The 13,508-nt window shown below is 48.1% G+C and carries 11 protein-coding genes; 5 read left to right on the forward strand and 6 right to left on the reverse strand.

Annotated elements, in window-relative coordinates:
• Positions 1-72: 72 nt before the first annotated feature.
• From MHH92_RS12660 to MHH92_RS12670, 3 genes are all read left to right on the forward strand, one after another.
• A complete protein-coding gene (locus MHH92_RS12660; RefSeq protein WP_340904025.1) occupies positions 73-2,319 on the forward strand; it encodes an MMPL family transporter in 2,247 nt (748 codons plus the stop codon).
• 191 nt (positions 2,320-2,510) lie between these two features.
• Positions 2,511-3,530, forward strand: coding sequence for a dienelactone hydrolase family protein (locus MHH92_RS12665; RefSeq protein ID WP_340904027.1), 1,020 nt, complete (start codon positions 2,511-2,513; stop codon positions 3,528-3,530).
• 108 nt (positions 3,531-3,638) lie between these two features.
• On the forward strand, positions 3,639-4,754 hold the full coding sequence (locus MHH92_RS12670) for a rhamnogalacturonan acetylesterase (protein ID WP_340907671.1): 1,116 nt from the start codon (positions 3,639-3,641) through the stop codon (positions 4,752-4,754).
• A 121-nt stretch (positions 4,755-4,875) separates the two neighbouring features.
• Here MHH92_RS12670 and mnhG read toward each other — a convergent pair whose 3' ends face one another.
• The 6 genes from mnhG to MHH92_RS12700 are packed head-to-tail and all read right to left on the reverse strand — an operon-like array spanning position 4,876 to position 10,784.
• Positions 4,876-5,268, reverse strand: coding sequence for a monovalent cation/H(+) antiporter subunit G (gene mnhG / locus MHH92_RS12675; protein ID WP_017688856.1), 393 nt, complete (start codon positions 5,266-5,268; stop codon positions 4,876-4,878).
• Positions 5,252-5,536, reverse strand: coding sequence for a Na(+)/H(+) antiporter subunit F1 (locus MHH92_RS12680; protein ID WP_017688855.1), 285 nt, complete (start codon positions 5,534-5,536; stop codon positions 5,252-5,254). Before MHH92_RS12680 ends, mnhG begins: the two co-directional genes overlap by 17 nt.
• Positions 5,536-6,012, reverse strand: a complete 477-nt coding sequence (locus tag MHH92_RS12685) for a Na+/H+ antiporter subunit E (protein ID WP_047842677.1) — start codon at positions 6,010-6,012, stop codon at positions 5,536-5,538. Before MHH92_RS12685 ends, MHH92_RS12680 begins: the two co-directional genes overlap by 1 nt.
• A 6-nt stretch (positions 6,013-6,018) precedes the next feature.
• A complete protein-coding gene (locus tag MHH92_RS12690) occupies positions 6,019-7,497 on the reverse strand; it encodes a Na+/H+ antiporter subunit D (protein ID WP_047842678.1) in 1,479 nt (492 codons plus the stop codon).
• Complete coding sequence (locus MHH92_RS12695; RefSeq protein ID WP_036608715.1) at positions 7,490-7,828, reverse strand: Na(+)/H(+) antiporter subunit C; 339 nt, start codon at positions 7,826-7,828, stop codon at positions 7,490-7,492. The genes MHH92_RS12690 and MHH92_RS12695 overlap by 8 nt, the downstream gene beginning before the upstream one ends.
• 1 nt (position 7,829) lies before the next feature.
• Complete coding sequence (locus tag MHH92_RS12700; protein WP_282322184.1) at positions 7,830-10,784, reverse strand: Na+/H+ antiporter subunit A; 2,955 nt, start codon at positions 10,782-10,784, stop codon at positions 7,830-7,832.
• 461 nt (positions 10,785-11,245) lie between these two features.
• Here MHH92_RS12700 and MHH92_RS12705 point away from each other — a divergent pair, with 461 nt between their 5' ends.
• Together MHH92_RS12705 and MHH92_RS12710 are read left to right on the forward strand one after the other, a co-directional pair.
• A complete protein-coding gene (locus MHH92_RS12705) occupies positions 11,246-12,886 on the forward strand; it encodes a sensor domain-containing diguanylate cyclase (protein WP_340904032.1) in 1,641 nt (546 codons plus the stop codon).
• A gap of 71 nt (positions 12,887-12,957) precedes the next feature.
• Positions 12,958-13,479, forward strand: a complete 522-nt coding sequence (locus MHH92_RS12710; protein ID WP_036608711.1) for a hypothetical protein — start codon at positions 12,958-12,960, stop codon at positions 13,477-13,479.
• Positions 13,480-13,508 lie beyond the last annotated feature (29 nt).

A 13,508-nucleotide genomic window follows, 5' to 3' on the forward strand; every position in this document is an offset into this window, starting at 1 on the left:
TGTATGAATGTGCTTATGATCTTACCGATGAACATAATCGAATGACTAATCTGATCGCAGAGGAGCTTAGGTATGGGTTATCGCAGACTTGCTGCCTTCATCAGCCGATATCCTCGGTTCATTATTCTCTGCTGGGTATTTATCATCGGGATGTCAGCGGTCTGGGCGTGGAAGTTACCTGACATTGTTCAGGATCACGGATTAAAACGGGTTCACGGGGATGCGCAAGCGGTTGAACTTGTTCTGGAGGACGAATTCGGATCTCCTGCTGATCCGATTATTCTGGTGTTTGAGAAAAAGGAAAATACCTCGCCGTTACAGTTCCGGCAGTGGATCAAGGATCGTTTGACACAGGTTCAAGTGTTGCCTGCGGTAACCTCTATCACGTCCCCTCTGGATGTTAGCGAAAGAGTGACGCTGCAAAACCAAAGGGCTTATGCCTTTGTGAAAATGGATGTGCCCGCGCATCAGATGGGTCCCCCACTGGAGCAGTTGCGCGCCGTGCTGGCAACAGACGGTCCAGGTACGGTGCAATTGACGGGAAAGGCAGTCGTCCAGCAGGATGTCAATCATCTGAGCTTTCGTGATCTGGAACGGGCAGAGATGGTGGGCCTGCCGATTGCCCTGATCGTTTTGTGTTTTGCATTCAGGGGGTTATATGCTGCATTGATTGCTGTCATGATGGGGATCAGTGGTGTGATTACCGCTATGGGAGTCACGACACTCCTTGGTTATCATCTGGAATTGTCCAACTTTATCATTAATGTGATTCCCATGGTGGGCATGGCACTGAGTATAGACTTTGCCCTGATCATCCTGAGCAGGTACAGGGAAGAAGTTCAGCGGGCCTATGAAGATGAATGCAAAGCTAACGTTACGAGCAATAGCCTGGATATGCAGAGCGAGGTTTTGCGGAGCGAGATTCTTCAGCGAACATTGCGTACAGCAGGCAGAGCGGTGTTGTTCTCGGCAGCTTGTGTACTCCTTGGACTGCTGGGTCTGCTCTGGATCAGACTGCCAATGTTTCTAAGTGTATCATTGGGGGCCATTATTGTTCTGCTCCTGTCGCTACTGTTAAATGTTTCGCTGCTGCCAGCTCTGCTGTCACTGTCTGCGGGTCGGGTCTTCAGGCGAAAGTTAGTCCATTCGTTACCCAGAAGCTCGGTCTGGCATCGATGGTCAGCGATGGTCATGAAACGACCAGTCAGTATGGCCATTGGAGGTACGGTTGTGCTGCTCCTGTGTGTTTATCCAGTGACCCGGTTGGAATTGTCCGTCCCGGATGCCTCTTCAGTGCCAGAGAGAATGGAGTCCCGCCAAGCAGCAGAGCAGTTGCAACATGATTTGGGGCAAAAGAATACCTCCGCCATCGAGATCCTGATTGGCGGACAGCAGGAACTGTTGACTGCCTCTCACTGGCAGTTGGCCCACAACAAAGCCCGTCAACTACTGCAGGACTCAGACGTATTGAGCATTGTTTCACCATGGGGCCTATTACAGCCGAATCAAAATGGCTCGCAGAGCCTTTTTCAAATTCCACCGTCCTTATTGACTCCTTCCATAGAAGGCAAGGAGTCAACCAGGACGGCATGGCTGCGTTCAACGGTCTCTGACCATTCCATACGATTGATAGCCACCGTGCACGGGGAGCCTGGTTCGGAACAGGTTGCAGGTTGGCTTGAACGAATAAGGAATAGCGATCATACACGGGGTTTCAACAACGTAAAACTACGTTATGGTGGGGAAGCTGCCAAGCAGTATGAAATAATGCAGGAAGTCACAAGTCAACTGCCCAAAGTGCTGGTATTTGTAGTGGTCACCAATTATCTTGTGTTACTGGCGGCATTCCGATCGATGCTCATTCCAATCAAGGCAATTCTGATGAATCTGCTCAGCTTAGCCGCTTCATTTGGCATATTGGTGTGGGTGTTCAATGAAGGACATCTAGGTATGGAGCAGTCAGCCATTGCCATTATGATTCCTGTATTCATTGCAGGATTGGTGTTTGGCATATCCATGGATTATGGTGTGTTTATGCTTAGCCGTATTCAGGAAGTGTATAGACGAACCGGAGACAGTGATGTGGCTGTCCAACAGGGATTGGCTTCTACAGGCCGTCTGGTTACCTCCGCAGCGGCAATTCTACTTGCGGTGACTGTGCCGTTTGCTTTTGCTGAAGTCGCAGGTGTGAGGCAGTTAGGGATCGGAATCACGGCAGCGGTGTTGATTGACGTTACATTAATCCGTCTAATACTGGTACCTGCATTGATGAAATTAATGGGCAGGTGGAACTGGTGGCTGCCAGGTCAGATGAAATGAAGGGTATTTCCGTAACCTGTCTTCAGGTTGGAGATATCCTTTTTTTGGCTAGAAATCATGTGATTCCATTCAAAACAGGCAAACATGTTCAATTCATGGGTGACCTAACTGTTCTATAATGGATGGGATTAATTCCATATAACAGTCTTATATCTACGTTATCCTACGAAAAACAGGAGGGACACAGGCTCATGTCTGATATTGAAGCCTATCTACAACAACAAACGAATCTTCGTGGTCGTTCCGCGTATAATGCAGATCACCCCCTGAATTTATGGCGCAGTCAGTTACGTACACGTGTGAAAGAACGGCTGGGCGGTTTTCCCACGATGGCGGCCGCACTGAATCCTGTCTTACTGGAGCGCATTACCTGTGACGGATATATTCGGGAGCGGATTGAAATCACGACCTATGCAGGACTTCGCATGCCTGTATATTTATTAATTCCTGGTGATGGAAGCGTTACTGATACAAAGAGGCCTGCTATCGTTGCTTGTCATGGGCATGGCTACGGTAGCCGAGAGATATCGGGCATGGAACCAGATGGGTCGCCACGGACAGGAGAGCCCGGATTACACAAGGACTTTGCAGTAGCTCTTGTGAAGCGTGGATATGTGGTTGCGGCTCCAGAGTTGCTCGGATTTGGTGATCGAAGACTGGAAGAGGACCGCGATGCGCCACCAGGGGTAAGCTCCTGTACGAAGATTGCTGCGCATCTGCTCATGGTGGGGAAGACCCTCGCCGGTCATAGGGTGTATGAAACAACACGTGTATTGGATTATGTATCGACTCGGCCAGAAGTGGATTCGGAGCGAATTGGAATCATGGGTATCTCGGGCGGTGGGCTGGTGACTGCATTTACAGCCGCGTTGGATGAACGGTTCAGGGCAACTGTGGTAAGCGGTTATGCAAATACATTCCAGGGCAGCATATTGGATCGGAACCATTGTCTGGACAACTATGTGCCAGGTATCCTGCGTGAAGCGGAGTTGCCGGATCTCATCGGCCTGATTGTGCCTAGGCCACTTTTTATTGAAGCCGGAAGTGATGATCAGGTGTTCCCCATCCATGCAGCGAGAGAGGCGTATGCCCGTTTGACACACATATATGAGCAGGCGGGAGCATCAGAATCACTGGATGCGGATTTCTTTACAGGTGGACATGAGATTAGCGGCGCGAAGGCTTATGACTGGCTTGACCAAGTTCTGTGAAGCTGTGGATCTTCAACTAATATAATTCTGATTCGAGAGGAGAAATTAGTGATGAAATGGTCAATATCGGTAAAGCTTCTGCTCTGTTTTGTTCTGTTTGCAAGTACAATGGGCATCGGTTTGGGAAGCAGTGGAGGGCAAGTCGCTGAAGCGGCAACGGACAATTACAGATTTGACTTTGGTTCGGGCGCTGTTGAGAGCGGTTACACAGGCGTGTCCGCAGGAGATGCCTATACGCCTACGAAAGGTTATGGCTTCAACACACCTGCCAATATGAGAAATGTGCCTGCCTCAGGAAGCGGGGTTAAGAGTGACGCTGTGCAGTTTCTGACTTACGGCACCAAGAGCACCAATACCTTCAATGTGAATCTGTCCAATGGCCTATATGAAGTTAAAGTGGTCCTGGGCAATACTGCCAGAGCGAGTGTGGCTGCAGAAGGTGTCTACCAGATCATTAATATGACGGGCAACGGGGCAACGGACCAGTTTCAAATTCCGGTGACTGACGGGCAATTAAACCTGCTGGTTACAGAAGGAAAGACAGGTACGGCCTTCACACTTAGTGCACTCGAAATCCGGAAGTTATCCAATCAGACCGTTACCAACCGCACAATCTACATTGGTGGGGATTCAACAGTCTGCAATTACTATCCGCTGGGTAGCAGTGTACAAGGAGGTTGGGGACAGCTGTTTCCGTCCTATGTGAACAATTCCACCTTCCAGGTTCGAAATATGGCGTCAAGTGGTCAATTTGCGAGAGGTTTCCGCGATGATGGTCAGATGGAAGCGATTCTCAAGTATATCAAGCCAGGAGATTATTTTATTTTGCAATTCGGAATTAACGATACCAATGCCAAGAACAATACAACGGAGGCGCAGTTCAAGGAGATTATGCGGGATATGGTACGTAAGGCGAAGAACAAAGGAGCAACGGTTATCCTCTCCACGCCTCAGGGCCGGGCAACAGATTTTAATACAGCCAATGTGCATCAAGCGGAGAACCGCTGGTACAATCAATCAACCCGTGCACTCGCTCAGGAAGAGGGGGTTACCCTTGTTGAACTGAACAAGCTGAGTTCTGCCTATTTCACGTCTATTGGTCCTGCCGCAACACTTGCTCTGTATATGACAGGGGATAGTCTGCATCCTAATCGTCAAGGGGCTGCGGAGCTTGCGCGTATTGTGGCTGCGGATCTGAGAAGACAGGGACTGAATGGATTCTGACTTTACTACTTAATCAGTGCTTGATCTGATCCATGTATGCAAAATAAACAAATACCCCCGGGAACATGCCGCGAAACGGGCGGCTGATCCTCGGGGGTATTTGTTATGCCTAGGCTGGGGATTACTCCATCATATCCTTGGCTTCATGGTTCACTTTTTTCCCTTTTAACAAGGGTTCCAATTCATCTTGTACGCTCTGCTCCCACAGTGGTACATCTGTGCGATAGGCGGCCCGACCATTCAGATGTCCGGCGACCGGAGCCGTGATGAATACAAACAGGATACCTAACAACAAGCGGGCACTGATATAGTTATCGAAATACCAGAAGTAGAAAAATGTAGCGCTTAATACACAGAACACTCCAAGTGTCATACTTTTGGTTGCGGCATGGGCACGTAGATATACATCAGGCAGACGAATAAGTCCAAATGCGCTGAGTGCACTGAGTAGTGCACCGAGCAGTACGAGTAGACCTATAGCGGTTTCAGCGGCTACTTTAACGATCTCCATCATTTTTGAATACCGCCCCCCGTTCAATATAACGTGCAAATGCCACTGTACTTAGAAAAGCCAAAATGCCAATCAGCAAGATAATATCCAGATAGGCCTGAGTTTGCAGCATCATCGACAGAACGGCAACGATGGCAATCACATTGATACCGATGGTATCCAGTGCCGTGATCCGGTCAGCCATGGATGGTCCCCGCAGCACCCTGTACAAGCAACCCAGAATGGCTAAGGAGAGAATGAGCAATGAGATGAACAACAGTGAGGATAACATTAACGCGTCACCTCCATAATTGCTTTTTCAAATGTATTTTGGATATCATCTCTCATTTTCTGTTCATCCTTGATATCCAGCGCGTGAATAAACAGTTTGCGTTGATTACCCGAGATCTCAAGCGGCAGAGAACCTGGTGTCAATGAGATGAGTAAGCAGAGCAGAGTAACTTCCCAATCCGAGGACAATTGAGTTTTATACGTAAAAATACCGGGCCTTATATCGAGCTTAGGCTTGATAATCTGGCGTATAACCTCAATGCTGGCTCGCACCAATTCCTTGAACAGCAGAGTAATCAGTTTGAAGATGGCCCAGACTCGCACAACATAGAAGCGTTGGGGGAAGAATCTGCGCATCCCCCCGATGAGAAGCAGTCCGAGCAGGTAACCTATGAGAAAACCAACACCATTCCAGGCGTTGTTTAGAAACATCCATACAAAAGCAATGATAAGATTCAGTACAATCTGAAAGGCCATAGACATCTACTCCTTCAATACGGCATCAATATAAATATTGGGATGCAGTAGAATATCGCCTGCGCGGGAGGTCAATTGGAACATGCCTTCAGCCCCCACACCCATTACGATGATGAATACAAACAGAATTCCGGCAGGAATCAGAAGGCCGTTCACCGCGTAAGGGCGTCTTGTAACCCCGGCAGGCGGTTCGCCCCAGAACGCTTGTATGAAGATACGAAGTACCGAATATAACATCAACAAGCTCGAAAGCACCGCAATGCCGGTAAGACCATACAAGCCTGCCTGCAAGCCTCCTTCAAAGAGAAGCAACTTCCCCGGAAATCCACTAAATGGCGGCAAACCTGCCAAGGCAAGTGCACTAATGAAGAACATCCAGCCTAGCAGCGGATAGCGATGGATCAGCCCGCCCATGTTGTCGAGTTTGGATGTTCCGGCAACAGCGATCAAGGCACCGCCGAGCAGGAAGAGCAATGTTTTGATCAACATATCATGCAGCATATAGAAGAGCAGACCTTCCAGTGCAGGGCGACTGGCCGCAGCCATACCAAAAGCGACAAACCCTACACCTGCGACCACGTTGTAGATGAGAATCTTGTTTACATCGCGGTATGAGATCGCACCGATGACACCCAGGACCATCGTTGCTCCAGCCATCCATCCGATTAGTGCATGGAAGAAATCAGGATCATGATAGAAGATCAGTGTGAATGTTCGCACAATCGCGTACAAGCCAACCTTTGTAAGCAATCCTGCGAACAATGCAGTGACAACAGCAGGTGGTGCCGCATAAGAGCCCGACAACCAGAAGAACAGGAACAATCCGGCCTTGATGCTAAATACGATCAGAAAGAGAACAGCAATTAAGGTAATGACTCCGCTCTGTCCCACTTCAGCAATTTTGACGGACAAATCTGCCATGTTCAGTGTGCCAGTTATGGAGTAGAGGAAGCCGATGGAAGCGACAAAAAGAGCTGAAGAAACGATGTTAATCAAGACATATTTGATCGTTTCCCGAAGCTGTCTTTCCGTACCTCCCAATACGATCAGTGCATAGGAAGAGATGAGCATCAGTTCAAAGCTGACAAACAAATTGAACAGATCTCCGGTTAGGAATGAACCGTTAACGCCCGCGATCAGAAAATGAAAGAACGGATAGAAGTGGTGCTCTTCCCGCTCCTTGTTCACACTGCGGAACGCATACAGCAGACACGCCAGTGCAATGATGGAAGCGGCAACGACAAGTAGCGCCGATACCATGTCCGCAACAAGCACAATACCATAGGGAGGTGCCCATCCACCCATATTAAGCGTTAGAACTCCAGTCTGAGCTACCCGCGTAATGAGTATCGTTGAGACCGCTGCTGTAAACAAAAGTCCAATGACACTAATGATCCGCTGGATATTTATTTTTCGGAAAAATAGCAGAGCCAGAACACCTGTAATCAAAGGCAAGAGAATCGGCAGAACGACGAGATTATTCATATGGGCGCCCCCTTACTTCTTCCATATCGTCTGTTCTCAGCTTCAGATAAGAACGATAGGAGAGAACAAAGAAAAACGCAGTGAGTCCAAAATTAATAACAATCGAAGTTAGTATCAAAGCCTGAGGAAGAGGATCGACATAACGTTCAGCCATCTCCCCAAGCAGCGGTGGTGCCCCAGTTTTGAGACGTGACATGGTGATCAAGAGCAGATGCACGCCATGGGTTAGTATGGACATGCCGAGTACGATACGGAGCAGGCTCCGCGACAAGATTAAAAAGACGGCAACCGCAAACAGAATGCCAACGGCTACACACATCAATATTTCCATATCAGCGATCCTCCCCGATCTGTAGAATGATGGTCATGGTGACACCCAGGACAGCGAGATACACGCCAAGATCAAACAGCATGGCCGTGGCGAGTTCTGTCTCTCCCAGCAAAGGAAGTTCGAAATAACCGAAGGTTTGACTTAGGAACGGGACTCCGAATATAAATGAACCCGCACCCGTGAGTAAAGCTATACCCAATCCGATTCCTGTTAGCATACGGAAGTCAACCGGTAACGCTTTGCGTATCGTATCTGTACTGAATGCCAGGGCAATCAATACGAGCGCTGCTGCTGTGACCAAGCCACCGATGAAACCTCCGCCCGGATTGTGGTGACCTGCAAAGAAGAGGTGCATGGCAAACGTCAGTATGATGAACACAACAACCTTGGTGGTCGTTTGCAGCAATACATCATTACTCTGCAAAGGGACAGTATCCCACGAGGATGAGCTGCGTTCCCGGTTACCATACTTTTTCGTATTGTCCGCTTCATCATCCAGAGCAGGTTCGGAATCCTGACTCTCGTCCTTCTTACGGAACTTCAAGCGGGCTCCAAGATCTTTTGCTTCGAGGTTCAGATTAATCATGGAGTAGATGGATAACGAAGCAACGCCAAGCACCATAATCTCCAATAATGTATCGAAGCCACGGAAATCTACCAGCAACACGTTCACGACATTTTTACCACCAGCTGAGTCATAGGCTTCCTGAAGGAAGAAAGTAGAAATGCTGTCCAGTGAGGCTGTTCCGCTTGCGGCCAATGCAACAAAAGTCATCACGATCCCGACTGCAATCGCTACGATCATATTTACCGTGAGATAACTGCGGCTTGATTTGCCACGTTGAAGCTCAGGCAGATGGTAGAAGCAGAGCAGGAACAGTGCAACCGATACCGTCTCAACAATCATCTGTGTCAACGCCAGATCTGGCGCCCGGAAGAGTACAAACAGTAGGGTTACGAGGTAACCAACCGCTCCGGTCATAATGACTGCTGACAGTCTGTTCTTGGCAAAAGGAATCGAAACTGCAGCACCGATGAGCGTGACTAGCAGTACCACCTCATAAAATGAGAAAGGTGCATTGCCCTGCAGATTCCAGCTAATATTTTCTCCTGAACGGAAGAAGGCATAGACCAGCAACGCGACCGTGAATGAGAAAATGTAAACGAGATAATTACGAACCGAGCCATTCATATAGGCTTCCGTCCATTTGCGTGCATAATGCTGAAGATTATCCAGCACGACGTGGTACATATTGTTAATTGTTAATCCTTGTGGATAATGCTCATAAATATTCCTCCATCGTGGCAACAGCTTGTAGAGAGTGATTCCGAGAATCACAACTCCGATTGTCATAATTAGTTCCGGAGTCCATCCATGCCACAGGGAGAAATGTACATCGAAGCGCTCATTCCCATTCAAGAGGGATGGAAGCACAGCGGCCATTGCCGGTTCAATAAGTGATCCGGCCAGCAGATTCGGGAAGAGTCCGAATACAACGACAAGAACACCTAGAACAACAGGCGGAATGAGCATGCCAGCGGGCGCTTCGTGCAGCTTCTCGGCAGGGATCTCGCTTTGGCTACGACCGAGGAATGTTTTGAACACGATAATAAGCGCATAGATCAGGGTAAACACACTTGCAAGCCAAGCGAATACCGGCAATAGAACACTCCAGGACCCAAGTCCAAAGATTCGTAGATGCGTGACTTCCACCATCGCCTGGAAGAATAACTCCTTGCTCAGGAATCCGTTGAAGGGCGGAATACCCGCCATGGCAAGTGAGCCGATCAATGCCACGGTGAATGTGATTGGCATGAATGAAGCAAGTCCACCGAGCTTCCGTATGTCACGTGTACCCGTTTCATGATCAACAATCCCTACGACCATGAACAGAGCGGCCTTGAAGGTTGCGTGATTAAACAGGTGAAGTAGCGCAGCGGTTATTGCAACAGTATACATCGCAGAGGATTCGCCATATCCGAAGTAGAGAGCAGCAGATCCAACCCCTAAGAGGGACATGATCAGACCAAGTTGAGAGATGGTCGAATAGGCAAGAATCGCTTTGAGATCGTTTTTTTTCACCGCCAGGAATGATCCATAACACAAAGTCAGAAGACCAACGCCGGTAACGAGCCAGAACCAGAGTCCCTGTCCACCGAAGATTGGTGTAAACCGTGCTACAACGTACAGTCCGGCCTTGACCATGGTGGCTGAGTGAAGATAGGCACTCACAGGTGTCGGAGCTTCCATGGCATCCGGCAACCAGATATGGAACGGGAACTGAGCTGACTTGGTGAAAGCTCCAATCAGGATCAAGATAAGTGCGGGTAGAAATAGTGCGCTTTCCTGAAACTGACCCAATCCTGTAATGGTTGCACGAATACTGAATGTTCCGGTAATGAGATACATCATCATGAATCCGGTAAGCATGGCGAAACCGCCAAATACCGTAATCAGGAATGATTTTTGTGCTCCTGAAGTTGAGGCTTTACGTTTGTAATGGAATGCGATCAACAGGAATGACGTAATACTGGTCAATTCCCAGAATCCGTAGAGCACGATCATATTATCAGACAGCACCACGCCCAACATGGCTCCCATGAACATCAACAGATACAGGTAGAAACGGTTCAGCGCTTCTTTCATATCCATGTAGAAGATGGAGTAGAGAACAACGAGGACACCGATTCCGGTGATTAGCAGTGTCAACATGAGGCTCAGACCGTCCAGATACAGATTGAATCCAATGTCCAGTGAAGGGATCCACGGGATATTTCCGGATACGGTATTGCGCTGTGACACAGCGGGTATGAGACTCGCAAAGTATACAAATAATAGTGCCGGGACAAGGAGAACCGGCCATCCCAAATGTAATTTACGGAAGAAACGATGCAGCATGGCAAGAAGAATGCCAGCGGCAAAAGGCAGAATAACAGCAACATGAAGCAGGCTCAACATTACACCCCCAATGTTTAGTATTTCGATTACTCTCTCTGTGACATACAGGCGCATGATCCTTTGAAGGATATGCTTGCTCTCTATATTCATAACCCAAGTATGTATATACAGAATCGTGTCTATTCTTTGAATGGAAGAAACACGGTGAAGATTTCAGTATAATATTGTATGGGCATGTATAATAAAAAAACACACAAGTTCCGATAAATATGAAAACGATTAGGGCGTGTCTGAAACTCCGAAGAAGCAGATTTTGCCGAATTTTCGTTCCAAGCCAGGAAGTTTTCCGCAGGCGTGCCGAGGCACGTCAAGGGAAAGTGACGCAGCAGGGGGCGAAAAGGCGGTAAAAGATGCACTTCAGCGAGTTTTGAGACACGTCCGAGGTGACATTCCGTGTACTCTTTACAGCATAGTTATGTTGAGAAGCAAGATGGTTTCACCGTGTAATGGAGGAAGTAATGTCATTCAAAATTAGAACTGTGCTTACAGTCATCTTTGCTGTGTTATCCTTGCTGGTTACCCTGACAATTGGGTCTATTTTTAGCCAAAAGTCATTTGTTGCTGTAGAGACTGAGATTGGTCACTCGCTTACAGGCACGGCCTCACAGGCTTCGGACAAGCTGGATCGATTCATGTCGGCTCGCTCGGGTGAACTGGACCTGCTGGGCCAAATGGCTTCGTTGGAAGATGAATTCCAACCTGATGAGATTCAGATGCTGCTGGATCAGTTACAAGATAGCTTTCCCTCATTCTCATGGGTTGGATTCATGGACCCGAAGGGAAAAGTGTTAGCTGCTACGGATGGTATCTTGCTTGGGGAAAATTTATCAGAGCGACCTGTGTATCAGGAGGGAATCAAGGGTAAATTCATTGGAGATGTGCATAATGCAGTACTTCTTGCCAAGCTGCTTCCGAATCCAACGGGAGAGCCGTTGCAATTTGTCGATATCAGTTTTCCGCTGAAGGATAGCAAAGGCATGATTCAAGGTGTGCTCGCTGCACATTTAAGCTGGGAATGGGCGAAGGAAGTTGAGGAATCCGTACTTGCCCCATTAAAAAGGGAAGAAAAAGACATTGAGTTTTTTATCGTAAGCAAAAAGGAACATACAGTGCTGCTGGGGCCGAAGGAATGGGTCGGTAAACCGTTGGTATTGCCTGGCATCGAAGAGGCCCAGCTCAACAAAAGCAGTTGGTCCATTGAAAAGTGGCCTGATGGTAATGAATATGTGACAGGGCTTGCCTACAGCCAGGGTCATCTGGATTATCCCGGATTAGGCTGGACCGTAGTCATTCGTCAAGTCAAGTCATCTGCTTTTGCGTCTGTGTTTGACCTGATGTGGTTTAATGTGTGGTCTGGACTCGCCGTTACCGTACTGTTTGCACTGATTGGCTGGGTTGTCTCACGTCTGATCTCTGCCCCACTTGTGCGTCTTACCAGAGTAGCCAATCGACTGCGTGCAGGGGAAGAGCTTGAGATTCCTGCGATTAAGGGGATTAAGGAGATTGAAGTGTTGTCCCGTTCGCTTCGGGATATGCTGACCTCTCTTATGAATAAAAACTCAGAGCTGGTCGTGATGCAGAATCTGGCGCATTTTGATCAGTTAACTAGACTGCCAAATCGCACTGCCCTTGAAGTGTATCTGGAGGAGTCTTTGGAGACCGAAAGTGAAAATCACACGCTGACTTTTCTCTATCTGGATCTCGATGGATTCAAACGGGTCAACGATACACTTGGACATCAGACTGGAGATGTGCTGTTACAGAAAGTGGCCCAACGACTGTCTGCTCTTGGTCAGGTGAAGGGTATAACAGTCCGATTGGGCGGAGATGAATTTCTGATTGTACTTCAGTCTGTTGGAAGTCATCCGAGGGAAGAAGCCATGGCTTATGCAGAAGCCATCATTCAAAGCTTGAACAAGCCGTTTATTATCGATTACGAGCGAATTCGAATTGGATGTAGCATCGGAGGTGCCGAATATCCTACCAACAGCGACAACCCAAGTGAGATTATTCGGATGGCGGACGAAGCTTTGTATGAGTCCAAACGTGCAGGCAAGAACAGAATGACATTTTATTCCGAGTTGAAGCAAGATCGTTAGCGTATAATAACATGAGCTGGGTTATCCCAATCACCTTTGTGCGAATGTGCGTATAAACAAGGAGGGGTGAAATGTCTGGAAAATATACATCTGTACCTTATGGTTATGAGCCACCTGCGGCCAGCCGCAAAGGCACATTGACTTTTTATGACTCGTTTGAACATGTGACTGATGAGCAACTCGAGCGCGCCGCTGCAACGGTAGATACCCGTTCATTCATACAGCTTGTGTTGTATCCTTTACACGAGAGCACGTTTAAACGAATGAGCAAGGATTCGATACAGGCATATTACAAAAGAGAAGACCGCCTGCATGATTGGCGGAGAGAACATCCAACTTCGCGTATACGTGTGGAGGGGCTTGAGGGCAAGAGAAAGAAATATACACCTGTGGATAGCGCGCTGCGCCATATCACTGCGGAATATCCAGCCCCTCACTTTCTGTATTTGACGATAGAGATGGCGAATATGTTTGCTTCATTTGATTCCTTCAAGGATTGGATCAAAGAGCTGCGTCTCATCATTGATGGATCGTCCGAATACCTGCATCCGATGCTGGAGCAAAATCGCCATCGCTGGGAATGGGCGGAATGAAAACATAGATGTATGAAGAAGATCGGCGT

Origin of the sequence: Paenibacillus sp. FSL M7-1414, from assembly GCF_038003195.1 — a bacterium.
In the GTDB taxonomy this organism is placed as follows: domain Bacteria; phylum Bacillota; class Bacilli; order Paenibacillales; family Paenibacillaceae; genus Paenibacillus; species Paenibacillus amylolyticus.

Coding starts and splice junctions, on each gene's coding strand:
- MHH92_RS12660 (WP_340904025.1), top strand. CDS start 73: ATGGGTTATCGCAGACTTGCTGCCTTCATCAGCCGATATCCTCGGTTC.
- MHH92_RS12665 (WP_340904027.1), top strand. CDS start 2,511: ATGTCTGATATTGAAGCCTATCTACAACAACAAACGAATCTTCGTGGT.
- MHH92_RS12670 (WP_340907671.1), top strand. CDS start 3,639: ATGGGCATCGGTTTGGGAAGCAGTGGAGGGCAAGTCGCTGAAGCGGCA.
- mnhG (WP_017688856.1), bottom strand. CDS start 5,268: ATGATGGAGATCGTTAAAGTAGCCGCTGAAACCGCTATAGGTCTACTC.
- MHH92_RS12680 (WP_017688855.1), bottom strand. CDS start 5,536: ATGTTATCCTCACTGTTGTTCATCTCATTGCTCATTCTCTCCTTAGCC.
- MHH92_RS12685 (WP_047842677.1), bottom strand. CDS start 6,012: ATGGCCTTTCAGATTGTACTGAATCTTATCATTGCTTTTGTATGGATG.
- MHH92_RS12690 (WP_047842678.1), bottom strand. CDS start 7,497: ATGAATAATCTCGTCGTTCTGCCGATTCTCTTGCCTTTGATTACAGGT.
- MHH92_RS12695 (WP_036608715.1), bottom strand. CDS start 7,828: ATGGAAATATTGATGTGTGTAGCCGTTGGCATTCTGTTTGCGGTTGCC.
- MHH92_RS12705 (WP_340904032.1), top strand. CDS start 11,246: ATGTCATTCAAAATTAGAACTGTGCTTACAGTCATCTTTGCTGTGTTA.
- MHH92_RS12710 (WP_036608711.1), top strand. CDS start 12,958: ATGTCTGGAAAATATACATCTGTACCTTATGGTTATGAGCCACCTGCG.